This window comes from Nonomuraea indica (genome assembly GCF_002850745.1).
GTDB classification, from domain to species: domain Bacteria; phylum Actinomycetota; class Actinomycetes; order Streptosporangiales; family Streptosporangiaceae; genus Nonomuraea; species Nonomuraea indica.
Map to the genome: position 1 here is coordinate 106,924 of NZ_KZ559478.1, position 24,798 is coordinate 131,721.

A 24,798-nucleotide genomic window follows, 5' to 3' on the forward strand; every position below is an offset into this window, starting at 1 on the left:
GCTACCGGGAGTGCTCCGACTTGGCGGAGGCGTCCTCCGGCGGCACGTCCGGCGCCGAGGCGCGCAGCCAGCGGCAGCCGTGCGGGCCCAGGTGCAGGGACACCTTCCCGCCGTCCGGCACGCGCGTGGTGCCGTCCTCCAGGAGGTCGGTGAGCAGGCAGCCGTCGAGGCCGTCCAGCGTCAGGCCGACCTCCCGGGCGGTGTCCGACAGGTTGTGCAGGATCACCACGGTGGCGCCGTCGGCGTCGCAGCGGTGCGCGAGCACGGCCGGATGGTCCGCGTCGAGCACCGTGCAGGAGCCCCACGCCAGTTCGGGGCACTCCCGGTAGCGCTCGATCAGCAACTGGATCCACCGCAGCAGCGAGCCCGGGTCGCGCTTCTGGTCGGCCACGTTCACCCGCTTCGGGCCGAACGCGCCGTCCGGCATGGTCCGCTCGGGCTCGCCCCGGCCGAACCCGCCCTCGGGCGCCCACTGCATCGGCACCCGGACGGCCATCCGCCCCTCCGCCTCCAGGTTCTCGCCGAGGCCGATCTCCTCGCCGTAGAACAGCACCGGCGTGCCCGGCAGGGAGAACAGCAGGCTGTAGGCCATCTTGATCCACCGCAGGTCGCCGCCCAGCATCGGCGGCAGCCTGCGGCGCAGCCCCCGGCCGAACACCTGCATGGACTTCTCCGGGCCGAACGCCCGGAAGACCTCCTGCCGTTCCTCCTCGGTGAGCTTGTCCAGGGTCAGCTCGTCGTGGTTGCGCAGGAACGTGGCCCACTGGCAGTCCTTGGGCGGCTTGGGCCGTTCCCTGAGCGCCGAGGCCAGCGGTCCGGCGTCGCCCCGGGCCAGCGACAGCCAGGCGCGCTGCATGCCGATGAAGTCGAAGCACATGGTGACCTGGTCGCCGAGCCCGTCGCCGAAGTAGGTCACCAGGTCCTCGTACGGCACGTTGACCTCGCCGAGCAGGACCGAGTCGCCCTTGCGCCGCGTCATGAACGCCCGCAGGTCGGCCAGGAAGTCGTGCGGGTCGGCCAGCTCCGGATCGACGTTCTCGATGAGGAACGGCACCGCGTCCACCCGGAACCCCGACAGCCCCAGCTCCATCCAGAACCCGAGCACCCGGGTGATCTCGTCGCGGACGGCCGGGTTGGCGACGTTCAGGTCCGGCTGGTGGCGGTAGAAGCTGTGCAGGTAGTACTGCCCCGTCTTCTCGTCGAACTCCCAGACGCTGTCCTCCTTGTCGGGGAAGACGATCTGGCTCTTGTCGTCCGGCTCCGGCACGTCCGACCAGACGTACCAGTCGCGCAGCGGCGACTCCCTGCGGGAGCGGGCCTCCAGGAACCACGGGTGCTGGTCCGAGGTGTGGTTGACGACCAGGTCCGCGATGACGCGCAGCCCGCGGTCGTGCGCGGTCCGCATGAACTCCACGAAGTCACCGAGCGTCCCGAGCCGGGGGTCGACGCTGTAGAAGTCGGTGACGTCGTAGCCGTCGTCCTTGCCCGGCGTCGGGTAGAACGGCATCAGCCACAGGCACGTCACGCCGAGCCCGGCGAGATAGTCGATCTCCTGGGTCAGGCCGCGGAAGTCGCCGATCCCGTCGCCGTTCCCGTCCTTGAACGTCTCCACGTCCAGGCAGTAGATGACCGCGTTCTTCCACCACAGATCCGACGTGTAGGTAGGTCGCATCGCGACCCGCTACCCAGCGGGGGCGCTCGCATGCCGGGCCCGAGGGCCACGAACCCGTGCCCCGCCGCGTTTCCCGCGGCGTGCCTCCGTCACCGCGATGCGGGGCGTGCTACATGTCCGGTTTTGCGGGCAGTCATCATCGCGCTGTGGCAGAACACCACTAAGGTCTGACCGACACGACCCCCCGCGGAAGGGCGATCATGAGCGACCACGCCATCACCTTCGACCTGATCGACGCCGACAAGGACGGCCGCATCTCGGCCGAGGAACTGGTCCGGCTGATGGAGGCCCTCGGGCAGCCCATCACGCTGGAGCGCGCCCAGGCCGGGGTGGCCAGGCTCGACCAGGACGGCGACGGGCTGATCGACCTGGAGGAGTTCGGCTCGTTCCTGCGGGACTGAGGCGGGCGCCCGGGATGCTAGAGTCTCGGGCGGACCGATTCCTGATCATGGGCAGAGGGAGGTTGATGAATATGGCTGCCGACAGCCGTCTTCAGCATGCCCTTCCCCGGGTCGCGCGAGCCTGAAGCTTCTCGGCGCGGCCCGGTCACCCCGAACGACCAGGAGCCTTGATGTCCTCTTCCGTCTCCACCGCCGACCTGATCACCGACCGCCTCGTCCTGCGGTCGTGGACCCCCGACGAGGTCGCCGCCGTTCTCGACGGCGCCCGGCCGGCGCACTGGGCCGCCGACTTCCCCGCCGAGGGCGACCACGTCATCGCCGGGCTGTTCGCCGACCACCCCGCCTGGCTCGGCCCGTACGGGCACCGGCAGATCGTCGAGCGCGACAGCGGCCTGGTGGTCGGGTCGATCGGCCTGTTCTGGCCGCCGTCCGACGGCGCGGTCGAGCTCGGCTACGGCGTCGTGGCCTCCCGCCGCGGGCGCGGTTACGCCCCCGAGGCGGCCCGGGCCCTGACCGCGTTCGCCTTCACGGCGCCGGACGTCCGCGGTGTCCACGCCACCGTCGAGCTGTCCAACCCGCCGTCGATCCGCGTCCTGGAGAAGGCCGGCTTCCACCGGACGCACACCGACGCGGAGCAGGGCACGGCCAGGTACGACGCCGCGCCGCCGGCCCGCGACTAGCGGCCCCGGCCCCGGCGCGCTACCAGTGACCCCGGCCCCGGCCCCGGATCGAGGTGTTCAGGGGCGGGCCGGGGCCGGGTGCGGCGTGGTGAGGTGGTGGCGGTCCAGCCAGCGGGAGATGGCGCGGCCGATGGCGTCGGGCTGGTCCTCGGGCGCCTGGTGGCCGGCGGGGCCGATCCCTTCGACCTCCAGCGCGGCGGCGGTGCGACGGGCCCAGTCGACGATCTCGGGGGCCGCGATGCCGACGCCGTCCTCGACGGTGAGCAGCAGTTTGGGCACCTCGGGGCTGTCGGCGAGCCATCTGCCGTAGGCGTCCATGCGCTCGGCGACGTCGGCGGGCTCGCGGTCGAAGGGGATCTCGCGGGGCCACTGCAGCAGAGGTCGTCGTGAGGCGGGGTCGGGGTACGGGGCGCGGTAGACGTCGTGGTCCTGGCCGCTGAGGCCGGACTTGATGGCGAACGGGTGCGGCAGGGCGTACTCGATGGCGGCGTTGTCCTCCAGCAGCAGCCGTTCGCCGAGGCCGGGGGTGCGCAGGGCGCGGGAGTGCTCGGCCACGTCGGGCGGCAGTTCGTCCCACATCTGCGGGCGCAGGAAGGTCTCCAGCACGGCGATGCCGCGGGTGCGGCCAGGGTGACGGGCGGCCCAGTCCATGCCCAGCGAGCCGCCCCAGTCGTGGCCGACCAGGACGACCTGGTCCAGTTCCAGGGCCTCGAACCAGGCGTCCAGGTAGCGGGCGTGGTCGGCGAAGCGGTAGGCGATGTCGGGTTTGCCGGATGCGCCCATGCCGATCAGGTCCGGCGCCAGGATTCTGGCCTGCCCGGCCACATGCGGGACGACGTTGCGCCAGAGGTGGGAGGAGGTGGGGCTGCCGTGCAGGAACACCACCGGCTGCTCGCCGGTCCCGGTTTCGACGTGGGCGAGGTAGGAGTCGAGAACAGCGGTGACGGGCATGGCGTGTCCTTTCGCGCGGATGCCGATGTCGGCATGGGAGGACTCCTCGGGGAAATCGACACGATACGTGGCGTGTCGCAACGGAAGTATCTCCTCAGCGGATATCACTGTCAACACGACACGTTGCGTGTCTCCGATACCCTGGGGCCATGATGAAGCCGCCCAATCCCGAGCGCCGCAGCGAAAAGAGCCACCGCGCCACCCTCGAGGCCGCCCTCGACCTGTGCGCCGAGCAGGGATACGCGCAGGCGACGGTGGAGGGCATCGCCGCGCGTGCGGGCGTGAGCAAGAAGACGATCTACCGGTGGTGGCCGTCCAAGGGGGCGGTCGTCCTGGAGGCCGTCCACGAGGCCTCACTGCTCCCCACGGCCTTCCCCGATACCGGAGACCTGGCCGCGGACCTGCACACGCAGCTCATGGGGGTCATCGACATGCTGCAGGCGCCGCGCGTGCGGTCAGCCTTCATCGGCGTGCTCACCGAGGCTCAGCACGACCCCGCCCTGGCCGGGCGCCTCCATTGTCAGTGGCTCAGACCGCGCATCGACGAGTTCCAGGACCGCCTGCGCAGGGCTCAGGAACTGGAACAGGTCCCGCATGACGTCGACCTGGACATCACCATGGACCTGCTGTACGGGCCGATCTTCCACCGGCTGATGGTGCACCTCCCCCTGCCCGACGCCGTCCACATGCGCAAAGTGATCGTCAGCGCCCTTCCCTCCCTCGGCCGCCCGCCCGGCGGCCGCTGACCCGCGAACGCCCGCCGCCGACCCGTGAACGCGCGCCGCCCCGCCCCGGAAGGCCGGGGCGGGGCGGGGCCTGCGGATCGCGGGCGCGGAGCGCGGGTCGGGCGCGGGCGTCAGGCGGTGTGGACGTACACCTGGCCGAAGACCTCCGACAGGGCCTTCAGGTCGGTGGCGGCGTCGGTCTCCGGGTGGGCGGGGTCGTAGACGGTGGCCAGGCGGGGGCGGATCTCGGTGAGCTTCTTGAACTGGTCCCAGGTGGCGTTGGCCGCCCACTTCTCGCCGTACATCCGGCTGACCTGACCCTCGGCGTTCTGCCAGCGGCTCCACAGGGTGACGGTCTCGGCGGCGTCGTCCTGCAGCGGCGTGGCGACGCGCTCGGTGACGGCCTTGGTGACCTGCTCGGCGGTGAGCTGCGAGCCGCCGGCGGCGGCGAAGCCGGCGTCCTCGGCGGTGAGGTGGCCGTAGGCGTCCCAGGCGCGGGCGCGGACCTGCAGCCACTGGTTGCGCTGCGCCGTGGCGGCGTCGATCTTCCAGGGGGTGTACGTGGTGGCCAGGTGGCCGCTGTCGAGTGCGAGCTGGTCGATGAGGCCCTTGGCCAGCCAGGCGCCGATGCGGTCGGGGTCGAGCAGCGGGTACTTGGCGGTCACCGCGGTCTTGCAGGCCTCCTCGGCCCCGCAGCCGAACACCGGCACGACCGTGTGCGCCGCCAGCTTGCGACCCGGCAGCAGCTTGCGCAGCTCGGCCGTGGCCTCGGTGACGAACTTGTCCATCTCGTCGGCGTTCTGGAACGTCTGGCCGACGCCGAGCTGCCGGGCGAACCGCACGCCCACGACGCCCTCCTGCGCGGCGACGGCGGCGACCTTCCTGGCCGCCTCGGGCAGCTTGCCCGCCTTCCAGTCGTCGGAGAGCTCGGTGTCCACCCAGACGCGCAGGCCGGCGGCGGCCGCGGTCTTCACGGCCTGCCCGGCGGCCGTCTTCTCCGCCTCCGACACCTGGGCCTGGGTGAGGCCGTGCGGGTTGACGTAGCAATCCTCGCCGGCGGCGCACTCGGGCGTGCCGCCGTCCTCGGCGCCCTCGACGTCGGGCTCGCCGACGTCGTGCAGCTCGCCGTCACCGTCGCCGGGGCCGGGGGCGGCGGGAGTGCACTCGTTGCCGTCCTCGGCGCAGTCGATGAGGATCGGCGGGATCGGGGCGGCCGCCTCCATGTTCTCGCCGTCGTTCTGCATCCAGAACTGGACGGCGTTCAGCGCCTCCTCGGGCGTGTTCAGCCAGCGGCAGGTCACGTACGACGGAGTGCCGGCGGGAAGCTCGTCGTTGCAGCTCCGCGGATCGTCCTGAGCCGAGGCGGGGGCGGCGATGCCGAGCAGGGAAAGGGTCACGCCTAGGACGAAGATCTGCCGCAGTCGCATCGGGCGCCTTACTTCGAGGGGGTGATCGTCGGGCATTTAGCACAATATCCGGACGATCAGTGCTGTTCAATGAAATCGAAGGCTTTGGTCAGGTCGCTCTGACCCGCAGTGGGCGGGGCTGTCACCCCGGATATTCCGACGGCCGTCCCCGGATATTCAGGCGACAATCGCGCACCGTACCGGCAGAATGAGCCCGTTTGGCGGGTTCAGGGGGTTGCTCGGTGCATGGTTTTCTGCGCGATGTCGGGCTGTTGCGGGATCGGCGGTTCGCGCTGCTGCTCGCGGCTCGGACGATCTCGGTCCTGGGCACCGCGTTCGCGCCGGTGGCGCTCGCGTTCGGCATCCTCGACCTGCCCGGCGCCGACGCCACCACGCTCTCGGTCGTGCTCACCGCCGAGGCGCTGCCGATGGTGCTGTTCATGCTGGTCGGCGGGGTGATCGCGGACCGGTTCCCGCGGCACCGGGTGATGACGGTGAGCGAGCTGGTCAACGCGCTCGCCTTCGCCGCGCTCGGCACGATGCTGCTCACCGGATGGACCCCGCTGCCGGTCATGGCCGCGGCCGCGGCCGTCAGCGGCCTCGGCATGGCGGTGATGTACCCGGCGCTGACCGGCATCATCCCCGAGGTGGTGCCGGCCGACCGGTTGCAGACCGGCAACGCGCTGCTCGGCCTCGGCGCCAACAGCTCGCGGGTGGCCGGGGCGGTGCTGGGCGGGGCCACGGTGATCCTGGTGGGCGGCGGATGGGCGCTGGTGGCCAGCGCCGCGATGTTCGCGGTCGCCGGGGTGCTGATCGCGGCGCTGCGGCTGACCCGGGCGGAGCGACCCGCCGCCGAGCGGCACTCGGTGCTGGGCGACCTGCGCGAGGGCTGGCGGGAGTTCTCCTCGCGGCAGTGGATCTGGGTGGTGGTCGCCCAGTTCTCCATCATGGTGATGGCCATCCAGGCCGGTCACGGGGTGCTCGGGCCCCTCATCGCCAAGGAGAGCCTGGGCGGGGCGCCGGCCTGGTCGGCGTTCCTGGCCGGCGAGGCCGTCGGCACGATGGCCGGGGTGATCGTGTCGCTGCGCGTGCGACCCGCCCGCCCGATCTTCGTCGCGGTGCTGCTGTGCCTGCCCTCCGCGCTGCCGTACCTGCTGCTCGGCCTGGCGGCGCCGCTGTGGGCGATCGTGGCGGCGGCGTTCGTGCTGGGCGTCTGCTTCGACGTCTTCGGCGTGCTGTGGCAGACGACCATGCAGCGGGAGGTGCCGGCGGAGTCGCTGTCGCGGGTCAGCTCGTACGACGCGCTGGGGTCGCTGATGTTCGGGCCGATCGGGCTCATGCTGGCCGGGCCGGTGGCGCAGCTCGCGGGCACCCGGACGGCGCTGCTCGGCTGCGGCGTCCTCGTCGTCGTGTCCACGTTGGCGGCGCTGCTGTCCCCAGGGGTGCGCAACCTGCGCGCTCCCGTGGCTGCCTCCCCCGCGTCCGCGCCCGCGTCAGGCTGACGCGCCCAGCGCGGCCCGGTCGCGGAAGTAGGCGTTGGACCGCGGCTGGAACATCAGCGTCACCGCGCCCAGCACGGCCAGCAGGTGCAGCGACCGGCTGGCCATGAACACCAGGTCCACGACCCCCGCCTCGGCCAGCGCCGCCGCCACCGACCCTCCGTCGAGCAGCCACCGGGCCGGCTCGACCACCAGCGACAGCGTGCCGAACACGCCCAGGGTGACGGCGAGCGTCCAGCGCGCCCAGCCGGCGCCGGCCCGCATCCGCAGCGCCAGCAGGACGGCCGCGGTGAAGACGGCCAGGCGGAAGGCGATGCCGGGCAGCAGCCCGCCGAGGGCGGCGCCGTCGGCCAGCGCCCCCGTCACCATCAGCGTGGCCTCGAACGCGCCTGCCGCCACGGCGAACAGCCACAGCATGGCGGCGGTGCGCACGACGGGCGGCGGGTCCGCCTGGGCGGTGGCGGCGGAGGGGGCGTGCGTGATCATGGCGGGCTCCCGGTGAGTCGGTCGGCTACGGCAGAAGTCTGCGCCGATCAGCCCGCCAGGACATGCCCGCCGTCCCCCGGATGCCCGGTGAGGCAGGCCCTACCGGACCTCTCCGCTCGTCCGCAGCCCCCGTGACGGCAGCCGCTCGTGCCGCCCGAAGCGGGCCTCCGGCTGGTGCTCGCCGTCGAGCACCCCCGCCACGTACGCGGCGAGCTCCGGGGCGTGCTTGAAGCCGTGCCCGGAGTCGCCGCCGAGCAGCCACACGCCGGGCGAGGCCTCCGCGATGATCCACTCGGCGTCGGGGGTAAGCGGATACTGGCAGACCTGGCTGAACAGCACCGGAGCCGTCGCCAGCGAGGGGAACCGGCGCCGCAGGTAAGCCCTGATCCGCTCCACGCTCTCGGCGTCGACGACGCGCTCGCCGTGCTCCGGCTCGTACGGCCGGCCCTCGGCGTCGGAGGTGGCCTTCGCGCCGGCCCCGTCCACGTCGCCGTGCCCGTAGGCGGAGGCCCCGTAGTCGACCCAGGCGGGCGTGCCCGGCGTGGTCCAGGCGGCGGGCACGGCGAAGTGCAGCGTGTCCTGCTTGGTCACGGTCAGCGGCAGGTCGAACAGCTCGGGCAGCCACGCGCCGCACGCCCACACCACCCGGTCGGCCCGCAGCACCTCACCGCCGACGTCCACCGCGCACCCGTACGGCGCGTCCGCTCCCGGCACGGGCACGGCGCGGGCCCGCACCAGCCTGACCCCGGCCGCGACCGCGAGCCGGGCGGTCACCTGGGTGGCCCGCCGGGCGCGGAGCACTCCGGCGTGCGGCTCCCAGAGCAGGAAGCTGAGGTCGTCGCCCCGGAACTCGGGGAAGAAGCGGGCGCCGTCGGCCGGGTCCAGCACCTCGCACGGGATGTCCAGGTTCTTCAGCACCCGGGCGCTGTCGCTCTCCCAGCCGTCCGGCGTGCCGGCGAACCACATCATGCCCGCCTCGTGGTACAGCTCCTCGCCGGCCCGTTCGCCCAGCCGCCGCCAGCCCTCCCGCGCCCGCCACGCCATCCGCGCGTACCAGTCGTCGGCGCCGTGGGAGCAGCGCAGCAGCCGGGTCTCCCCCGCGCTGGCCTGCCGGACGTGGCCGGGCTGGTGCCGCTCGACCAGCGTGACCTGCCAGCCGGTGTCCGCCAGCCGCAACGCCAGCGACGATCCCCAGATGCCCGCTCCGACCACAATGACCGATTTCATGGGTCCAAGGTGACCGTAACCCGCCCCCTGCCGCAAGGGTCAGGCGATGAACAGCGTCACCACCACGCCCGAGCAGTTGCCCGCCACGCAGATGCGCACCGGCACCCGGGACACGCCCGTGGCGGCCGGGATGCCGCCGACCTGGCCGTCGGGGCCGATGGAGACGCCGCGGGGCAGCGTGCGCGCGTTCGTCACGGTGAACGTGGGCGGCACGCCGGCCGGGCCGCCCTCGACGCCGATGTGGCCGTCGAGCCGCACCCCCACCCGCCCGGGGAAGGTGAGCTGGCGGGGCCGCCAGCTCACGTAGTCGTAGACCAGCAGCGTGACGGGCTGCTCGACGCACTTGGCGCTGTCGCACAGCCGGACCGGCTCGGTGAAGGATCCGGGGATCCGGGGCTTGCCGCGCAGGTTGCCCTGCCCGTCGAGCTCAACGCCGGGTGCCAGCCGGGTGGGCTCGATGGCGACGTCGTCCTCGTACGGCAGGAGGCGGTCCTTCACCTCGATGCCCACGGTGACGTAGAAGGTGTCGACCACCACGTGCGCGGGCGGCGGCTCCGGCTCGTCGTCCGCCGCCCGCGGCTCGCGCAGGCTGGTCTCGCCGGACACGTGGATGCCCGCATCACCCGCCACGTGGACGCCGGACAGGTCGGCTCGGGCCTCGCGGGCGTGTCCGGACATCTGCTCCCGGACGGGGGGCAGCACGGGAATCATGGCGCACACGACCAGCGCGGCGATCAGGAGTGTCCGCATCCATACCCCTCGGTCGAACCTCCCAGCTACGTACCCTCATCGCCGCGGAGGGTCACCTCGGGTGCACCCATAGATAATCGATGCATGACGGCCGAATCCGCCCAGACGCTGGAGCGCGGGCTCCGCCTGCTGAGACTGCTCGCCGACGGCAAGGGCGGGCGCACCCCGACCGAGCTGAGCAGCGAGCTGTCGCTGAGCCGGCCGGTGGTCTACCGGCTGCTGACCACGTTGACGAGCGAGGGGTTCGCCCGGCGGGACGCCGAGGGGCGGGTGCACCTCGGGTTCGGGGTGCTGGTGCTGGCGCAGGCCGTGCAGCCGCTGCTGCGCGCGGCCGCGCTGCCCGTGCTGCGCCGGCTGGCCGAGCAGGTGGGGGCGACCGCGCACCTGACCGTGGCGGAGGGCGACGACGGGCTGGCCGTGGCGGTGGTCGAGCCGACGTGGACGCACATGCACGTCGCCTACCGGGAGGGCTCGCGCCATCCACTGGCCAGGGGCGCGGCCGGGCGGGCGATCCTGGCGCTGCGTGACGGCCGGACGGACTATCTCGTGACGGAGGGGCAGTTGCAGGAGGGAGCCCGGGGCATCGCCGCTCCGGTGGCCGGGCTGCCGTGGCTGGAGGCGTCGGTGGGGGTGGTGACGTTCGGTCCGCTCGACGAGACGGCGGGCCCGCGCGTGGTGGAGGCGGCCGAGCAGCTGACCGCCGCGCTGGGTTGACAGGGAACACCTGATGGACGACGGTATTCCCATATAGAGGACACTAGCGTCCGATAAGCGGACACTGCTGGGGAGGGCGGATGCCGTACTACCGCGTCGTGGGCGAGGTGCCCCGCAAGCGCCACGTCCAGTTCAGGCGACCCGACGGCGGGCTGTACGCCGAGGAGCTGATGGGCGAGGAGGGCTTCTCGTCCGACGCCTCCCTGCTGTACCACCGCCACCTCCCGACCGCGATCGTCAAGGCCGAGGCCGTCGCCCCGGCCGCCGAGACGCGTCTGGAGCCCAACGTGCCGCTCTCCCCGCGGCACTTCCGCACCCAGGACCTGCGCAGCGCCGGCGACCTGGTGTCCGGCCGCATGCCGCTGGCCGGCAACGGCGACGTCCGGTTGTCGTACGCCACCACCGACCGGCCCAGCGAGCTCTACCGCAACTCGATGGGCGACGAGTGCGTCTACGTCCAGAGCGGGCGGGCCAGGTTCGAGTCCACGTACGGCGTGATCGAGGCGGGCCCCGGCGACTACGTCGTCATCCCCACCGGCACCATCCACCGCTGGGTGCCCGACGCGCCGGTCAACGCGCTCGTCATCGAGGCCGCCGGGCACATCCGGCCGCCCAAGCGCTACCTGTCGCAGTACGGCCAGTTCCTGGAGCACGCCCCCTACTGCGAGCGCGACCTGCGGGCGCCCGCCGAGCCGTTCACCGTGGAGGGCGAGGAGGTGCCGGTGCTGGTGCGCACCCGTGGCGGGCTGACCCGGCTCGTCTACCGCAACCATCCGTTCGACGTGGTCGGCTGGGACGGCTGCCTCTACCCGTACGCCTTCAACATCGAGGACTTCGAGCCGATCGTGAAGAAGACGCACGCGCCGCCGCCCGTCCACCAGACGTTCGAGGGCCCCGGCTTCGTCGTCTGCTCGTTCTGCCCGCGCCCGCTGGACTTCCACCCCGACTCGGTGCCGATCCCCTACAACCACCACAACGTCGACTCCGACGAGTTCATGTTCTACGTGGGCGGCGACTACTCCGCGCGCAAGGGCTCCGGCATCGACGTCGGGTCGGTCTCGCTGCACCCGGCCGGGTTCACCCACGGGCCGCAGCCCGGCGCGGTCGAGGCGGTCATCGACGCGGTCGGCCGCGGCGTCACCACGACCAGCGAGATGGCGGTGATGGTCGACACGTTCCGCCCGCTCGACCTCGGACCGGCCGCACTGGCCTGCGAGGATCCCGGTTACGCCTGGACCTGGTCACGATGAGCGCCATCCTCTTCACCGCCCTGGTGGACGACGCGGGCCTGTTCCCGCCGACGTCCCTGCACATGGACGAAGCGCTGGCCCGCCACCGGCGCGACCAGGAGCGGGGCCACAAGGTGCTGACCCATCGCTTCCTGTGCCCCGCCGGCCGCCTCGACGGGCTGCGCCGCGAGGACTTCGTGCCCCGGCGCATCGGCCTCATCGTGGACACGCCCGAGGTGCCGTCCTTCGACGACCTGCCGGTCGACCTGGTCGAGATGCGGCCGGCGGACGACACGCCCGTGTCGGTCGTGGCCGGGCGCCTGGCCGGGCGGCTGCCGGCCGGGGTCCGCCTGTTCGTGGAGGTGCCGGCGGGCCCGGCCCCCGGTGACGTGCCGGAGGGCGTCGGGCTCAAGGTGCGGTGCGGCGGACTGACCGGCGACGCGTTCCCGGCTGTCGAGCACCTGGCGGCGTTCATCCGGTCGTGCGCCGACAGGGAGATCCCGTTCAAGGCCACCGCGGGACTGCACCACGCCGTACGCCACTTCGACCCGTCGCTGGGCGTCGACCGGCACGGGTTCCTCAATCTCGTGCTGGCCGTCTGCGAGGCCGTCGAGCAGCGCGACCCCGCGCCCGTGCTGCGCACCACCGACGCCCGCCGGCTGGTGCAGCACGCGCGCTCGGTGCCCGCCGACACCGCCAAGCGCGCCCGCGAACTGCTGGTGAGCTACGGCTCGTGCAGCACCACCACGCCGGTGGCCGACCTGACCGAACTCCGGCTGATCGAGGAGGACGCGTGAGCTGGGGAGTGGACAACCTGCCCTACGGGGTGTTCTCCCGCCAGGGGCAGGCGCCCCGGGTGGGGGTGCGCTACGGCGACCGGGTGCTCGACCTGGCGGCCGCGCTGCACGACGAGGTGTTCGCCGCACCCTCGCTCAACCCGTTCATGGCGCGCGGGCGCAGCGCCTGGCACGACACCAGGGCACTGCTGCAGGAGAAGCTGACCACCGACCTGTCCGTCGTCGAGTCCCACCTCGTCCCGCTGGACCAGGTGACGATGCATCTGCCGTTCGAGGTGGCCGACTACGTCGACTTCTACTGCTCGCTCGACCACGCCTCCAACATCGGCAGGATGTTCCGGCCCGACTCCGAGCCGCTGCTGCCCAACTGGCGGCACCTCCCGGTCGGCTACCACGGCCGGGCGGGCACGGTCGTGGTGTCCGGCACGCCGATCAGCCGGCCGCGCGGCCAGGTCAGGGCCGGGGTGTTCGGGCCGTCCGGCAAGCTGGACATCGAGGCCGAACTGGGGTTCGTGGTGGGCACGCCGACCAGGCTGGGCACCTCGGCGGGCGCGTTCGAGGACCACGTGTTCGGGGTGACGCTGCTCAACGACTGGAGCGCGCGCGACATCCAGGCCTGGGAGTACGTACCGCTCGGGCCGTTCCTCGGCAAGTCGTTCGCCACGTCGATCTCGCCGTGGGTGACACCGCTGGAGGCGCTGCCCCGCGTGCCCGGGCCGCCGCAGGACCCCGAGCCCCTCGGCTACCTGCGCAGGCGGGCCGACTGGGGGCTGGACATCGAGGTCGAGGTGCGGATCAACGACGAGGTCGTCTCGCGCCCGCCGTACTCCACCATGTACTGGACGCCGGACCAGATGCTCGCCCACCTGACCGTGAACGGCGCCTCGCTGCGCGTCGGCGACCTGTTCGCCAGCGGCACGATCTCGGGTCCGCGGCGCGAGGAGCGCGGCTCCCTCATCGAGATCACCTGGAACGGCACCGAACCGGTCAAGCTGTCGAGCGGCGAGACCAGGACGTTCCTGGAGGACGGCGACACCGTGACCCTGCGCGCCACGGCCGGCGACATCACGCTGGGAGAGGTGTCGGGGACCATCGTGTAGATCACCGAGCGTGCTTGTGTCGTGACTCCCCGATACTCTGGACTCCCCTTCCCGGAGAGCAGGAGTGAGATGCGGCGCGCCACGGTGAGTGTTCACTGTGCCCTTGTAGTCACCGTTCTGAGCGTGTTCCTCACGGCCGGCTGCGGCTCGGTGACCGCGCGGGCGCCGGCGCCCGCGCCGCCGTCCGTGCAGGTGTGGCCCGCCTTCGACGGCAAGAACGCCCGCACCGACCGCGGGCTGGTGGTCCGGGCCCGCGGCGGCACGCTCGGCAGCGTGCTCGCCTACGCCGAGGGCCGGCCGGTGCCCGGCCGGCTCGACGCGGCCCGCACCACCTGGCGCTCCGACTGGACGCTGCGGCCCGGCACGGAGCACACGGTGACGGCCACCGCCACCCGCCCCGGCGCCCCCTCCGCGGTGGCCGTGGGCCGTTTCCGCACCCGCACCGCGCAGCGCACCTTCCGGGTGGCCTCGGCCGTGCCGCTGCCCGGCGAGACCGTGGGCGTGGGCATGCCGATCATCCTCACGTTCGACACGCCGGTGCGTGACAGGGCGGCCGTCGAACGAGCCCTGGAGGTGCGGGCCGAGCGGCCGGTCGAGGGCGCCTGGCGGTGGATCGACGACACCCGGGCGATCTACCGCACCAAGGAGTTCTGGCCCGCCAGGCAGCGGGTCACGGTCGTCGCCCACCTGGCCGGCGTCCGCGCCGCCCCGGGCGTGTACGGCACCGCCGACCACCTGCTCAGCTTCACCGTCGGACGCGCCCAGACCAGCACCGTCGACACCCGCACCCACCAGATGACGGTCCGGCGCGACGGCCGGGTCGCGCAACGCATGGCCATCAGCGCCGGCATGGGCACCACCCACGAATACACCACGACCAGCGGCGTCCACCTGACCATGGACAAGGGCAACCCGGTCCGCATGATCTCCCCCGGCCGCAGCAAGGGCGACCCCGGCTACTACGACCTGCTGATCGACCACGCGGTCCGCATCTCCGACAGCGGCGAGTACGTCCACGCCAAGGACAACGTGTGGGCCCAGGGCCGGGTCAACGTCAGCCACGGCTGCATCAACTCCCGGCCGGACCAGGCGGCCTGGTTCTACGCCGGATCGCTGCGCGGCGACCCCGTGACGATCACCGGCACCGACCGCGAGCTCGAGTGGCACAACGGCTGGGGCTACTGGCAGCTGTCGTGGGAGGAGTGGCTGAAGGGCAGCGCCCTGCGTCGCCCGGCGCCCGCGACAGGCACGCCGGCGCAGCCCCTGCCCCAGCGCTGAATCGGCGGCTACGGTGTGGGTGGAGAGGAACTAATCAGGCACCTGGGCCCGTTGTCCTAAGAGGAGGGCCGGAGCATGGATGAATGGGTCATCTGGGTGATCCTCGCGCTCGTCCTCGGCGTGGCGGAGATCTTCACCCTCACCGCATCACTCGGGATGCTCGGTGTCGCCGCGCTCCTCACGGCGGCGGGCGCCGCCATCGGGTTGCCGGTCCCCCTGCAGTTGCTCGTCTTCGGCCTGTCCTCGACCGCGGGCCTGTTCGTGGTGCGACCGCTCGCCCTGCGGCACATCCGCCAGCCGCAGCTCAGCCGCTTCGGCGTGGAGGCCCTCGTGGGCAAGCCCGCCTACGTGGTGTCGGAGGTGACCGGGCGCGACGGCAGGATCCGCATCGGCGGCGAGGAGTGGTCGGCGCGCGCCTATGACGAGAGCCTGGTGATCCCCACAGGGGCGACCGTCGACGTCATCGAGATCGAAGGGGCCACCGCCCTCGTCTATCCCAGGGAGTGAACATGGATCCGCTGTTGCTGGTCGGGCTCTTCGTCATCCTCTTCGCCGTGTTCACCGTGCTCAAGGCCGTGCGGATCGTGCCGCAGGCACGCGCCCGCAACGTCGAGCGGCTGGGCCGCTACCACCGGACGCTGAAGCCGGGCCTCAACTTCGTCATTCCCTACATCGACCGCGTCTACCCGATGATCGACCTGCGCGAGCAGGTGGTCTCCTTCCGCCCGCAGCCCGTCATCACCGAGGACAACCTGGTCGTCGAGATCGACACGGTGCTCTACTTCCAGGTGACCGACCCGCGCGCCGCGGCCTACGAGATCGCCAACTACATCCAGGCGGTCGAGCAGCTCACCGTCACCACGCTGCGCAACGTGGTCGGCTCCATGGACCTGGAGAAGACGCTGACCTCGCGCGACACCATCAACAGCCAGCTGCGCGGCGTGCTCGACGAGGCGACCGGCAAGTGGGGCATCCGCGTCAACCGCGTCGAGATCAAGGCCATCGACCCGCCCAAGACCATCAAGGACGCGATGGAGAAGCAGATGCGGGCAGAGCGTGACAAGCGCGCCGCCATCCTCACCGCCGAGGGCCAGCGCCAGTCGCAGATCCTCACCGCCGAGGGTGACAAGCAGAGCCGCATCCTGCGGGCCGAGGGCCAGCGCTCCGCCGCCATCCTGGAGGCCGAGGGCCAGTCAAGGGCCATCGACCAGGTCTTCCAGGCCGTCCACCGCAACGACCCCGACCCGAAGCTGCTGGCCTACCAGTATCTCCAGGTGCTGCCGCAGCTCGCCCAGGGCTCCGGCAACACGTTCTGGGTGATCCCGAGCGAGGTCACCTCGGCGCTGCAGGGCGTCTCCAAGGCGTTCACCGAGGCCCTGCCGCCGTCACCGGCCACCCGCGAGGAGATCCCGCAGAGCGCGGAGATGGACGAGGAGATCGCCAAGGCCGCGGAGGCGGCGGCCGAGGCGGTGGCGGACGCCCAGGAGGCCGAGAGCCCCAACGGCCCCCGCCAGCTCACCCAGTCCACCCCCGACCCCCTCGCCACCCTGACCGAGGATCGGGACAGGTCACCCCGGGAACGCTGACCCCGCGAGGGCCGCACAGGCGACCCGCCTCGGACGACCCGGGCCAGGCGACCTGCTCAGGCGCGCTGGTCGGCGGCCAGGGCACAGCGGCCTGGGCAGGCGGCCTGGGTCACACGGCCTGGGCAGGAGGGCTGGACAGGAGGGCTGGACAGGAGGGCCGGGCAGGAGGGCTGGTCAGGCGACTTCGAGCAGGCGACGCACCTGGTCCTCCCGGTGCGTCGCCCTGGCCCGGCAGGCCAGTTTGACGGCCGCGTCGGCCAGCGCGATGTCGCGGTTGACCTCCGGGATGTCGTCGCCCATCGCGGTCCGCAGCCAGGTGGAGATCTCACCCCACGAGTAGACGCTGATGTTGTCGGCCTCGACGAGCGGCGGCGGGAACCCTCCGGGGCCCCGCTGGCCGTTCGCGAGCTGGCGAAGGCTGGCCTGTGTCCGCTTGCCGTGCCGCCGCGCCGCGTCGCCCAGCGTCACCGCGTCGTCGTGGTCCACGCCGATGGCCCACAGCCCGTCCACGCTCCGGATCTGGACGAGCACGGACATGATGGCCTCAAGCAGGCTGCCTGATTCGCGGTCGCACATGAGAAAGGTGCTGCCGTCCGGTCCGCCCGCCACGGCGCAGTCATCCAGCCCCGCCTCGTAGAGAAGATCGGCCTCCTGGTCTGTGGGCGCTCGATTGAGCGTGACGCGGAAATCCCACGTGCTCATGACTCCTCCTCGCTCTTGCCGCACCGAGCGTGACCGGTCGCCCAGGTCACGACGGCCTTGGCATGGTTGCCCGCATTGCGGGGCGTGGACCACACCTTGAAGGGCGTGGCACCGCATATGCATCGCACCCAGCCCCACCGATGCCCGTTGTGGCTTTCGACCACTGTCAACGTCGGGATCTCGCGTAGCCTCCTGAAGGCCGCGTTGATCTCGTTGTACTGGTGTCTTCCTCGACCGACCATGTTGTAATCCTGCAACAGTGTTGCACACGTAGAACGCCTTATCCAGCACTGGAGCCCCAACTTCAGCGCTGTGGACCCCGGTTCAACAAACGGGGCCCGGCCCGCGTCTGGGTGGTGATGAGACGAGGAAAGGCGAAGTCACGTGGAAGATGACTCCCGCTTCGCGGAGTTCGTCGCCGAGCGGGCCGACGCGCTGCTGCGCTACGGCTACGTGCTCAGCGGCAACGCCCACGACGCGGCCGACCTGACCCAGGAGGCGCTGATCAGGCTGCACCGGGCCTGGGCGCGGGTGCGCCGGAAGGACGATCCGGAGAGCTACACCAGGATGATCATGGCGCGGCTGCACATCAGCGCCTGGCGGCGCCGCCGCCGCGAGCGGCTCGTCCGGGACCTGCCGGAGACCTCCCACCTGGACACGCGGCCTTCCGACGGCGAGCAGGGCCTGTGGCAGGCGCTCGCGGAGCTGCCGCGCAGGCAGCGGACGGTGCTCGTGCTGCGCTACTACGAGCAGCTCACCGACTCGGAGATCGCGAGTGTGCTGAGGATCTCCCACGGGACCGTGCGCAGTCACGCCTCGCTCGGGTTGAGCAGGCTCCGCTCCACGATCGCCCACCGGACCTTCACCCAGAGGAGCGTGTGATGACCAGGGAACTGGAAGACGACCTGCACCGGCTCCTCACCCGGGCCGCCGACCGCGCGCCGCGCGCGCCGAGCGGGTTCCCGGCGCGCATCGTGACCCGGTCCCGGCGGCGGCGCGCGCGAGGGCGTGGCGTGCTCGCGGCAGCCGCCGTGGTGCTCGTCGTCGGCGGGATCGGGGTGACGGTACGCGACGGGGCGGGGCCCGACACGGCCCGGCACCCGGCTCCTTCGCCCGTGCCGACGACTTCGCCCGTGCCGACGACGACCGCCTCCGCGCGCCCTGCTCTCGTCGAGCGGGTCTGGCCGGAGGCGGTGTGGAAGATCCCGGTCAAGCTGCCCGGGGGGCGCAAGGGCCGGCCGCAGATCTTCCTCGGCGACCGCACCCTGCTGCTGGAGACGTGGGAGAGCCATGAGAAGGCCGACGCCCTGTACGCCTACGACCTGGAGACCGGCGAGGCCCGCAGGATCACCGCCATCCGCACGCCGAAGGGGGTCTTCGCGTCCGGCTACGCGGTCGGCGCGGGACGGATCGTGTGGCAGACGATCGAGGGCGGACACACCCGGTTCTGGTCGGCGCCCGTCGAGGGCGGCGACCCCGTCGCCGTCGCCACGGACCGCGAGGTAAGGGGGCGCGGCGACGAACTGACCGTGGTGGGCGGCCGGATCGCCTTCTCGCTGTTGGAGGGCGGTGTCTTCACGCTTCCCCTCGGGGGCGGGAGCGTGGAGGCCGTACCGGGCGCCGACCGGCACCACATCCTGCGCTGGCCGTGGGTGGGAACGCCCGGCGAGTACACGCCGGACGGCGAGACGAGCTTCGAGGAGCTGCTCAACGCCGAGACCGGGGAGACGAGCCGGGCGGTGGTGCGACCGGGCGAGCGGGACGTCCGGTGCGGGGTGACGACCTGTACCGGCACCAGCCCCGAGGGGCGGCCCTTCAGCCGGCTGCGGGACGGCTCCGGCGAGCGGGACCTGCCCGACTCCACGTACGGGCTGGCCGCCGACCGTTTCATGACCGTCCGCCTGCCCCCGCCCTCCGGCGGCCAGGTCCTGCTCGACCTGGCCACCGGCAGGGCGGCCGACCTGGGCTTCCGGACGGACGCCGAGGGGCGGTCGATCCATGTCCAGCCGGGGATCGGCGACGGCCGGCTCGTCTCCTTCGAACTCGACGGCCAGTACGTGGTCATCGACCTGGCCAGGATCCGCTGACCGGCTCTCACTCCGCCTGGCCGCGGTCGAAGTAGGCGGCCAGGCCGGGGTCGAGGGGCGGGACGTCGTACGGCATGCCGCCGTCGCGCAGCGACATCGTGGCCATGTAGCCGGCGGCGACGCTCATCCGGGCGGCCACCGGCGAGGTGTCGGTCGTCCCGCCCTCCCGGACGAACCTGAGCCACTCGGTGATGATGGCCGTGTCCGCGCCGCCGTGGCCGCCCTGGGCGTCGGGCACCCGGTAGGTGACGTCGGCGTCGGGGCGGTAGTCGGTGGGGCCGGTGTTCCACACCCGGACGGTGTCGCCGGGGCGGTCGCCGAAGTTCTCCAGCCGCCCCTCGGTGCCGATGACCGTGTAGTTGCGCACGTAGTCGGGCGTGAAGTGGCACTGCTGGTAGGCGGCGATGACGCCGTTGTCGAGGCGCATGTTCATCACCGACACGTCCTCGACGTCCACCACGTGGTGCAGCCCTGTGCGGTGGGTGGGCGGCCAGTCGAACTCGCGCAGCCAGCCCTCGGGCCGCGGCGTGCCGGGCTCGCGGCGCGGCAGGTCGCCGTACAGCATGAGGTCGCCGAAGGCGTTGACGCGGCTGGTGTAGCCGCCGGCCAGCCAGTGGATCACGTCGAGGTCGTGCGCGGCCTTCTGCAGCAGCAGGCCGGTGGTGCGGGCGCGGTCGGCGTGCCAGTCCTTGAAGTAGTAGTCGCCGCCGTAGGCGACGAAGTGCCGCACCCACACGGTCTTCGGCTCGCCGATGTCGCCCCGCCGGACGATGTCGCGCATCAGCCGGACGACTCCCATGTGCCGCATGTTGTGCCCGACGTACAGCCTGGTCCCGGTGCGGCGGGCGGCCCGCAGCACGCGATCGCAGCCCTCGACAGTGATGGCGAGGGGTTTCTCCAGGTAGACGGCCTTGCCCGCCTCCAGGAAGTCGATGGCGACGCTCTCGTGCGTGTCGTCGGGCGTCAGCACGATGACGGCGTCGAGGTCGTCGCGCTCCGCCAGGCGGCGGTGGTCGTCGGTGAGGAACTCGGCCTCGAACCGGCCGGCCTGCGCCTTGAGCACCGCCGGGTCGCTGTCGCACAGCGCGGCCACCACGGCGCCCCGGCCGGGGCGGTGCGCGGCCAGGGCGAGGCCGGCGCGCAGGCCGAGGCCGACGACTCCGATCCGCAGGTCTTCCACGTGCGTCCTTTCTCGGGTGGTACGGGTTGGGACCCTACTTCGAGCCGGTGAAGGCGATGCCCTCGATGAGCTGCCGCTGCATGACGACGAACAGCACGACGATGGGCGCGCTGGCCATCAGCGAGCCGGCCATCAGCACCGGATAGTCGGTCATGTGCTCGCCCTGCAGCGCCGACAGCCCTGCCGACAGCGGCATGCTCTCGGGGTCGGTGTTGACGATGAGCGGCCACATCAGGTCGTTCCACGACCACAGCACGGTGAGCACGCCGAGCGCCATCAGGCCGGGCCTGGCCAGCGGCAGCATCACGCTCCAGAAGACGCGCAGCGGGTTGGCGCCGTCCAGCCGGGCGGCCTCCTCGACCTCGGCGGGCAGCGTCATGAAGAACTGCCGCATCATGAACGTGCCGAACGCGCTGAACATGCCGGGCGCGATCAGTCCCGGCAGGGTGTTGAGCCAGCCGAGGCTCTGCACGATCTGGTACTGCGGGATGAGGAAGAGCTGGCCCGGCACCATGAGCACCGACAGCAGCGCGATGAAGATGACGTCCCTGCCGGGGAAGCGCAGCCGGGCGAAGGCGTAGGCCGCCAGCGAGCAGAACAGGAGCTGGGCCAGCGTCCGCCCGGCGGTCATCACCACGGTGTTGCCGAACTGCTGCAGGAACGGCGTCTCGTCGAGGACGGTCGCGAAGTTGGACCACTCGAACGAGGGGATCCACACCGGGGGCGTCCTGGTCGCCTCGGTGAAGGTCTTCAGCGAGGTGAGCACCTGCCAGAAGAACGGCATCACCATCGCGGCCGCGCCTACCGCGAGCACCAGGTGGACGGGCCACAGCCGGCCGTTACGCATAGTGCACCCACCTCTTCTGGACCCGGAACTGGACGACGGTCAGCAGCAGGGTGATGGCCATGAGCACCACGGCCATCGCCGCCGCGTACCCCTTGGCGCCCTCCTCGAAGGCGCGCGTGAAGAACAACGAGACGACGGTCTGGGTGTCCTCCCGCGCCGGGTTGCCCCGGCGCAGCATCAGGTAGACCAGGTCGAACATCTGCAGGCCGTTGATCACGCTGAGCACGGACACGAAGAACACGCTGGGCGACAGCAGGGGCAGCGTCACCCGGAAGAACTGCCTCACCCGCCCGGCCCCGTCGATCGAGGCGGCCTCGTACAGGTGACGCGGGATGGCCTGCAGGCCGGCCATGAAGATGACGGCGTTGTAGCCGATCTGCGTCCACACGCCGACGGCGACGAGGGCGTACAGGGCTGTGGACGGGTTCGCGATCCACGAGGTGCCCTGGACGCCGACGAGGGAGAGCAGGTAGTCGACCAGGCCGTAGTCGCCGTTGTAGAGCCAGGTCCAGATCATCGCGACGGCGGCCGGCATGGTGACGACGGGCAGGAAGTACAGGGTCCGGTACAGCGAGACCAGCTTCAGCCCGCGGGTGCCGAGCAGCGCGGCCACCGCGATGGACAGCGGGATGCCGAGCAGGCTCAGCGCGCCGTAGACGAAGGTGTTGCGCAGGGCCCTGGCGTTGGCCGGGTCGGTGAAGACCTCCGCGTAGTTGCGCAGGCCGATCCAGGTGGCGTCGCCGAACAGCGTCCACTCGGTGAAGCTGTAGTAGACCGACTGGACGACCGGCCACAGGTAGAACACACCGAGGCCGAGCACGAGCGGCGCGATCATCGCGTAGCCCCACACCCAGTCACGGTCGCGCAGCCGGCGGCGGGTGGCGGGGCGGGCGGCCGCCCTGGCGGCCGCCCTTCCGACGGTGCTCACTTCTCCTGCGACAGGGCGGCGTTCATGGTCGCCGCGAACGCGCGGGCGACGGCCTCCACGTCCTGCCCCTCCGAGAACGCCTTGGTGATGGCGTCGGTCTCGGGCCGCGCCCAGGCGGCGGTGTTCTTCGAGACGGGGTACGGCCGGGCGTCGGGAAGCTGGTCGATGAACGCCTGGAGGTTCAGCTTGGGCATCGACTTGACCCAGGAGTCCTGCAGTCCCTCGTAGGCCGGGATGACGGCGCCCGACTCGGCCTGAATGCGGTTGGCCTGCTCGGAGCCGAGGAACCTGAGGAACTCCCACGCCTGCTCGGGGTGCTTGGTCTTGGCGTAGATGACGTTGGCCAGGCCGTGGATGACGGTCGCCTTGCCCTTGGGGCCGGCGGGCAGCGGGGCGACGTCGGCGTTCAGGCCCTCGGTCTTGTTGTACTGCGCGGCGTCGTACGAGCCGTCGTACCACATGGCGAGTTTGCCGCTCTTGAACATCTCGATGGGGTCGTTGTCGGTCATCTGCTGGACGGTGGGCGACAGCTTCCGGTCGAGGAGGTCCTTCCAGAACTTCAGGCCCTCGATGGTGGCCGGGTCGTCGTAGCCGGACTTCTTCCTGTCGTCGGAGATGACGTATCCACCGGCCTGGAAGATCGTGTTGTAGTAGAGCTCCTGGGGCCAGGCCATCGCGCCGATGCCGTGGACGCCCTTGGCCGGGTCGGTCAGCTTCTTGGCCGCGTCGCGCACGTCGTCCCAGGTCCACGAGGCGTCGGGGTACTTCACCCCGGCGGCGTCGAAGAGGTCCTTGTTGTACCAGAGGCCGATGGTGTCGAAGTCCTTGGGGATGCCGTACTGCTTGCCGTCGAGGGTGTAGAGGTCGACCAGCGACTTGGGGTACTTGCCGAGGTCCAGCTTGTCCTTCGCGATCCGGTCGGAGAGGGGCAGCAGCGCGCCCTGGGAGGCGTACAGGCCGATGCGCGGGCCGTTCATCCAGAAGACGTCGGGGGCCGTGCCGCCGGCGGCGGCGGTCTGCAGCTTGGTCCAGTACTCCTTGTTCGGGGTGAACTGGAGCTTGACCTCGATCTCCGGGTGCGTCTTGGTGAACTCCTCGACGATCTTGCGCATGGCCGCGCCCTGGTTCTCCTCGTCCCAGTACGCGTACGTCAGGGTCACCTTGCCGCCGGAGCCGGCCCCGTCAGACGAGGAGCATCCCGCGAGTCCCGCCACGAGCGCACCGGCGCACACCAGCGCCCACACCTTGCCTGTCATGTCGTCCCCATCTGTCGGGTTTCTGCGAGTGACTGGAAGGTAGCGCCCATTTATGAAAACAACTAGAGATAATCGAGCACGATCACGCAGAAGATGCACGCATGCGACATGACTGTGATGCGCCCGTGACGGAATTAGCGAAGTGATCTACGAAAAGAGCGTGCTGTCGGCCCGGTCGAGGGCCCATCGCACGGCGCCGAGCGCGACACAGTCGCTGCCGAGGGCGGACGGGACCACCTTCGGCGGATAGAGGCACACCTCGTCGAAGTACGCCTGGATCGGGGCGACCAGCAGGTCACCCGCCCGCGCCATGCTGCCCCCGAGCACCACCAGCTCGGGATCGAGCGGGTTGACCAGCGTGAGCAGGCCCTCGCCCAGGTGGCGGGCGAACGCCGTGACGGCCGCCAGCGCCCGCTCGTCGCCCCGGCGCGCCCGCTCGATGGCGAACCTGGCCGCCTGCTGGTGCGAGCGCAGCTCGCCCGGCTCGGCGGCCATCGCGTAGTCGGTGACGTGCTTGAAGGCCCACCAGTGGTCGCGGGCCTGCTGCCCGATCTCGCCGGCGGCCGCGTGGGCGCCCCGGTGCGGCCGGCCGCCGACGAGCAGGGCCAGGCCGAGCCGGTGCCCGGTGAAGAGGTAGACGACGTCGTCGTGGCCCTTCGCCTCGCCGCGCCAGTGCTCGGCGAGCAGCGCCAGGCGCATGTCGTTCTCCACCAGCACGGGGGGCGCGAGCCGCCGGGCCAGCTCTCCCTGCAGGTCGAGCCCGCTCCAGCCGGGCAGGATGACGCTCTTGACCACCCGCCCGGCGGCGTCCACCACGCCGGTCGTGCCCACCCCCACGGCGGCCAGGCCCGCCACGTCCACGCCCGCCCGCGCGGCGACAGTCTCGACCAGGCCGGCGACGGCGTCGAGCCGGTCGCCGACGGGCAGCTCCACGTGGGCCGGCACCCGGTGGGCCGCGACGACCGTGCCGTTGAGGTCGGCCACCATGGCCCGCAGGTTGGACCCCCCGATGCCCACGCCCACGACGTGCCCCGCCGACGCCCGGAACCTGAACCGTCTGGCGGGCCTGCCGCGCTGCCGGTCGCCGGGCTCCTCACCGCACTCCTCGGCCCAGCCCTCCGCCAGCAGGTCGTCGACGATCACCTCGGCCGTCGGCCTGGAGACGCGGGCGGCCCTGGCCAGCTCGCTCAGCGTGGCCGTCTCGGCCTCCCGCAGGATGCGCAGGACGGCGGCGGAGTTGAGCCTGCGCAGGAGGGAGGCGTCGCCGCTCTGCTGTCGCACCGAAACCTCCAGGGAG

Annotated in this window: 25 protein-coding genes; 13 read left to right on the plus strand and 12 right to left on the minus strand. The window is 71.7% G+C overall.

Annotated features, from left to right (window positions below; translation table 11 throughout):
- Window position 1 precedes the first annotated feature (1 nt).
- Window positions 2-1,672 (minus strand): alpha-amylase family protein, encoded by a 1,671-nt coding sequence (locus tag CXR44_RS28535; protein WP_101789231.1) that lies wholly within the window; start codon window positions 1,670-1,672, stop codon window positions 2-4.
- Between the two features lie 200 nt (window positions 1,673-1,872).
- Here CXR44_RS28535 and CXR44_RS28540 point away from each other — a divergent pair, with 200 nt between their 5' ends.
- Both CXR44_RS28540 and CXR44_RS28545 read left to right on the plus strand, forming a co-directional pair.
- Window positions 1,873-2,073: an EF-hand domain-containing protein gene (locus CXR44_RS28540; protein ID WP_101789232.1), complete on the plus strand. Its 201-nt coding sequence runs from the start codon at window positions 1,873-1,875 to the stop codon at window positions 2,071-2,073.
- A 170-nt stretch (window positions 2,074-2,243) separates the two neighbouring features.
- Window positions 2,244-2,753, plus strand: a complete 510-nt coding sequence (locus CXR44_RS28545; RefSeq protein WP_101789233.1) for a GNAT family N-acetyltransferase — start codon at window positions 2,244-2,246, stop codon at window positions 2,751-2,753.
- 57 nt (window positions 2,754-2,810) lie between these two features.
- On the opposite strand, the gene CXR44_RS28550 is transcribed toward CXR44_RS28545, so the two are convergent.
- Window positions 2,811-3,704, minus strand: a complete 894-nt coding sequence (locus CXR44_RS28550; RefSeq protein WP_101789234.1) for a haloalkane dehalogenase — start codon at window positions 3,702-3,704, stop codon at window positions 2,811-2,813.
- A gap of 149 nt (window positions 3,705-3,853) precedes the next feature.
- On the opposite strand from CXR44_RS28550, the gene CXR44_RS28555 reads away from it, so the two are divergent.
- Entirely contained in the window at window positions 3,854-4,450 is a 597-nt protein-coding gene (locus CXR44_RS28555) for a TetR/AcrR family transcriptional regulator (protein ID WP_101789235.1), read from the plus strand.
- Between the two features lie 110 nt (window positions 4,451-4,560).
- Here CXR44_RS28555 and CXR44_RS28560 read toward each other — a convergent pair whose 3' ends face one another.
- Complete coding sequence (locus tag CXR44_RS28560; RefSeq protein WP_144070115.1) at window positions 4,561-5,826, minus strand: hypothetical protein; 1,266 nt, start codon at window positions 5,824-5,826, stop codon at window positions 4,561-4,563.
- Between the two features lie 251 nt (window positions 5,827-6,077).
- Between CXR44_RS28560 and CXR44_RS28565 the strand changes: the two genes are divergently transcribed.
- Window positions 6,078-7,337: an MFS transporter gene (locus CXR44_RS28565; RefSeq protein WP_101789237.1), complete on the plus strand. Its 1,260-nt coding sequence runs from the start codon at window positions 6,078-6,080 to the stop codon at window positions 7,335-7,337.
- On the opposite strand, the gene CXR44_RS28570 is transcribed toward CXR44_RS28565, so the two are convergent.
- From CXR44_RS28570 to CXR44_RS28580, 3 genes are all read right to left on the minus strand, one after another.
- Complete coding sequence (locus CXR44_RS28570) at window positions 7,329-7,820, minus strand: hypothetical protein (protein ID WP_101789238.1); 492 nt, start codon at window positions 7,818-7,820, stop codon at window positions 7,329-7,331. The two genes, CXR44_RS28565 and CXR44_RS28570, sit on opposite strands and share 9 nt — an antisense overlap.
- Window positions 7,821-7,919: 99 nt before the next feature.
- Entirely contained in the window at window positions 7,920-9,047 is a 1,128-nt protein-coding gene (locus CXR44_RS28575; RefSeq protein ID WP_101789239.1) for an NAD(P)/FAD-dependent oxidoreductase, read from the minus strand.
- Window positions 9,048-9,086: 39 nt separating this feature from the next.
- Complete coding sequence (locus CXR44_RS28580) at window positions 9,087-9,797, minus strand: hypothetical protein (RefSeq protein WP_101789240.1); 711 nt, start codon at window positions 9,795-9,797, stop codon at window positions 9,087-9,089.
- A gap of 84 nt (window positions 9,798-9,881) precedes the next feature.
- Here CXR44_RS28580 and CXR44_RS28585 point away from each other — a divergent pair, with 84 nt between their 5' ends.
- The 7 genes from CXR44_RS28585 to CXR44_RS28615 all read left to right on the plus strand — a co-directional run bounded on the left by CXR44_RS28585 (window position 9,882) and on the right by CXR44_RS28615 (window position 16,501).
- The gene (locus CXR44_RS28585; protein WP_101789241.1) at window positions 9,882-10,511 is read left to right on the plus strand and encodes an IclR family transcriptional regulator; all 630 of its coding nucleotides are present in this window, start codon (window positions 9,882-9,884) and stop codon (window positions 10,509-10,511) included.
- Between the two features lie 80 nt (window positions 10,512-10,591).
- On the plus strand, window positions 10,592-11,761 hold the full coding sequence (locus tag CXR44_RS28590; protein WP_101789242.1) for a homogentisate 1,2-dioxygenase: 1,170 nt from the start codon (window positions 10,592-10,594) through the stop codon (window positions 11,759-11,761).
- Complete coding sequence (locus CXR44_RS28595; RefSeq protein WP_101789243.1) at window positions 11,758-12,537, plus strand: hypothetical protein; 780 nt, start codon at window positions 11,758-11,760, stop codon at window positions 12,535-12,537. The genes CXR44_RS28590 and CXR44_RS28595 overlap by 4 nt, the downstream gene beginning before the upstream one ends.
- Complete coding sequence (gene fahA, locus CXR44_RS28600; protein ID WP_101789244.1) at window positions 12,534-13,637, plus strand: fumarylacetoacetase; 1,104 nt, start codon at window positions 12,534-12,536, stop codon at window positions 13,635-13,637. The genes CXR44_RS28595 and fahA overlap by 4 nt, the downstream gene beginning before the upstream one ends.
- A 123-nt stretch (window positions 13,638-13,760) precedes the next feature.
- Window positions 13,761-14,915, plus strand: a complete 1,155-nt coding sequence (locus tag CXR44_RS28605; RefSeq protein WP_245899501.1) for a L,D-transpeptidase — start codon at window positions 13,761-13,763, stop codon at window positions 14,913-14,915.
- A gap of 75 nt (window positions 14,916-14,990) precedes the next feature.
- The gene (locus CXR44_RS28610; RefSeq protein ID WP_101789246.1) at window positions 14,991-15,422 is read left to right on the plus strand and encodes an NfeD family protein; all 432 of its coding nucleotides are present in this window, start codon (window positions 14,991-14,993) and stop codon (window positions 15,420-15,422) included.
- Between the two features lie 2 nt (window positions 15,423-15,424).
- Window positions 15,425-16,501, plus strand: a complete 1,077-nt coding sequence (locus CXR44_RS28615; RefSeq protein WP_101789247.1) for an SPFH domain-containing protein — start codon at window positions 15,425-15,427, stop codon at window positions 16,499-16,501.
- A gap of 174 nt (window positions 16,502-16,675) precedes the next feature.
- Here CXR44_RS28615 and CXR44_RS28620 read toward each other — a convergent pair whose 3' ends face one another.
- Complete coding sequence (locus tag CXR44_RS28620; RefSeq protein ID WP_101789248.1) at window positions 16,676-17,203, minus strand: hypothetical protein; 528 nt, start codon at window positions 17,201-17,203, stop codon at window positions 16,676-16,678.
- A gap of 384 nt (window positions 17,204-17,587) precedes the next feature.
- Between CXR44_RS28620 and CXR44_RS28625 the strand changes: the two genes are divergently transcribed.
- Both CXR44_RS28625 and CXR44_RS28635 read left to right on the plus strand, forming a co-directional pair.
- Complete coding sequence (locus tag CXR44_RS28625; RefSeq protein WP_101789249.1) at window positions 17,588-18,085, plus strand: SigE family RNA polymerase sigma factor; 498 nt, start codon at window positions 17,588-17,590, stop codon at window positions 18,083-18,085.
- On the plus strand, window positions 18,085-19,290 hold the full coding sequence (locus CXR44_RS28635) for a TolB-like translocation protein (protein WP_180903748.1): 1,206 nt from the start codon (window positions 18,085-18,087) through the stop codon (window positions 19,288-19,290). The genes CXR44_RS28625 and CXR44_RS28635 overlap by 1 nt, the downstream gene beginning before the upstream one ends.
- Before the next feature lie 7 nt (window positions 19,291-19,297).
- On the opposite strand, the gene CXR44_RS28640 is transcribed toward CXR44_RS28635, so the two are convergent.
- The 5 genes from CXR44_RS28640 to CXR44_RS28660 form a co-directional block, all read right to left on the minus strand.
- Window positions 19,298-20,470 (minus strand): Gfo/Idh/MocA family protein, encoded by a 1,173-nt coding sequence (locus CXR44_RS28640; protein ID WP_101789252.1) that lies wholly within the window; start codon window positions 20,468-20,470, stop codon window positions 19,298-19,300.
- A gap of 34 nt (window positions 20,471-20,504) precedes the next feature.
- Window positions 20,505-21,317, minus strand: a complete 813-nt coding sequence (locus CXR44_RS28645; protein WP_101789253.1) for a carbohydrate ABC transporter permease — start codon at window positions 21,315-21,317, stop codon at window positions 20,505-20,507.
- Window positions 21,310-22,245, minus strand: a complete 936-nt coding sequence (locus tag CXR44_RS28650) for a carbohydrate ABC transporter permease (RefSeq protein ID WP_245899503.1) — start codon at window positions 22,243-22,245, stop codon at window positions 21,310-21,312. Before CXR44_RS28650 ends, CXR44_RS28645 begins: the two co-directional genes overlap by 8 nt.
- Entirely contained in the window at window positions 22,242-23,501 is a 1,260-nt protein-coding gene (locus CXR44_RS28655; protein WP_101789254.1) for an ABC transporter substrate-binding protein, read from the minus strand. The genes CXR44_RS28650 and CXR44_RS28655 overlap by 4 nt, the downstream gene beginning before the upstream one ends.
- Window positions 23,502-23,648: 147 nt before the next feature.
- Window positions 23,649-24,782: an ROK family transcriptional regulator gene (locus CXR44_RS28660; RefSeq protein WP_101789255.1), complete on the minus strand. Its 1,134-nt coding sequence runs from the start codon at window positions 24,780-24,782 to the stop codon at window positions 23,649-23,651.
- Window positions 24,783-24,798: the final 16 nt, after the last annotated feature.

Excerpts from the sequence above, each read along its gene's own strand:
- CXR44_RS28585 (WP_101789241.1), top strand. The coding sequence starts at position 9,882 with ATGACGGCCGAATCCGCCCAGACGCTGGAGCGCGGGCTCCGCCTGCTG.
- CXR44_RS28590 (WP_101789242.1), top strand. The coding sequence starts at position 10,592 with ATGCCGTACTACCGCGTCGTGGGCGAGGTGCCCCGCAAGCGCCACGTC.
- CXR44_RS28620 (WP_101789248.1), bottom strand. The coding sequence starts at position 17,203 with ATGAGCACGTGGGATTTCCGCGTCACGCTCAATCGAGCGCCCACAGAC.
- CXR44_RS28555 (WP_101789235.1), top strand. The coding sequence starts at position 3,854 with ATGATGAAGCCGCCCAATCCCGAGCGCCGCAGCGAAAAGAGCCACCGC.
- CXR44_RS28635 (WP_180903748.1), top strand. The coding sequence starts at position 18,085 with ATGACCAGGGAACTGGAAGACGACCTGCACCGGCTCCTCACCCGGGCC.
- CXR44_RS28540 (WP_101789232.1), top strand. The coding sequence starts at position 1,873 with ATGAGCGACCACGCCATCACCTTCGACCTGATCGACGCCGACAAGGAC.
- CXR44_RS28615 (WP_101789247.1), top strand. The coding sequence starts at position 15,425 with ATGGATCCGCTGTTGCTGGTCGGGCTCTTCGTCATCCTCTTCGCCGTG.
- CXR44_RS28570 (WP_101789238.1), bottom strand. The coding sequence starts at position 7,820 with ATGATCACGCACGCCCCCTCCGCCGCCACCGCCCAGGCGGACCCGCCG.
- CXR44_RS28645 (WP_101789253.1), bottom strand. The coding sequence starts at position 21,317 with ATGCGTAACGGCCGGCTGTGGCCCGTCCACCTGGTGCTCGCGGTAGGC.
- CXR44_RS28610 (WP_101789246.1), top strand. The coding sequence starts at position 14,991 with ATGGATGAATGGGTCATCTGGGTGATCCTCGCGCTCGTCCTCGGCGTG.
- CXR44_RS28535 (WP_101789231.1), bottom strand. The coding sequence starts at position 1,672 with ATGCGACCTACCTACACGTCGGATCTGTGGTGGAAGAACGCGGTCATC.
- CXR44_RS28580 (WP_101789240.1), bottom strand. The coding sequence starts at position 9,797 with ATGCGGACACTCCTGATCGCCGCGCTGGTCGTGTGCGCCATGATTCCC.
- CXR44_RS28655 (WP_101789254.1), bottom strand. The coding sequence starts at position 23,501 with ATGACAGGCAAGGTGTGGGCGCTGGTGTGCGCCGGTGCGCTCGTGGCG.
- CXR44_RS28595 (WP_101789243.1), top strand. The coding sequence starts at position 11,758 with ATGAGCGCCATCCTCTTCACCGCCCTGGTGGACGACGCGGGCCTGTTC.
- CXR44_RS28575 (WP_101789239.1), bottom strand. The coding sequence starts at position 9,047 with ATGAAATCGGTCATTGTGGTCGGAGCGGGCATCTGGGGATCGTCGCTG.
- CXR44_RS28550 (WP_101789234.1), bottom strand. The coding sequence starts at position 3,704 with ATGCCCGTCACCGCTGTTCTCGACTCCTACCTCGCCCACGTCGAAACC.
- CXR44_RS28545 (WP_101789233.1), top strand. The coding sequence starts at position 2,244 with ATGTCCTCTTCCGTCTCCACCGCCGACCTGATCACCGACCGCCTCGTC.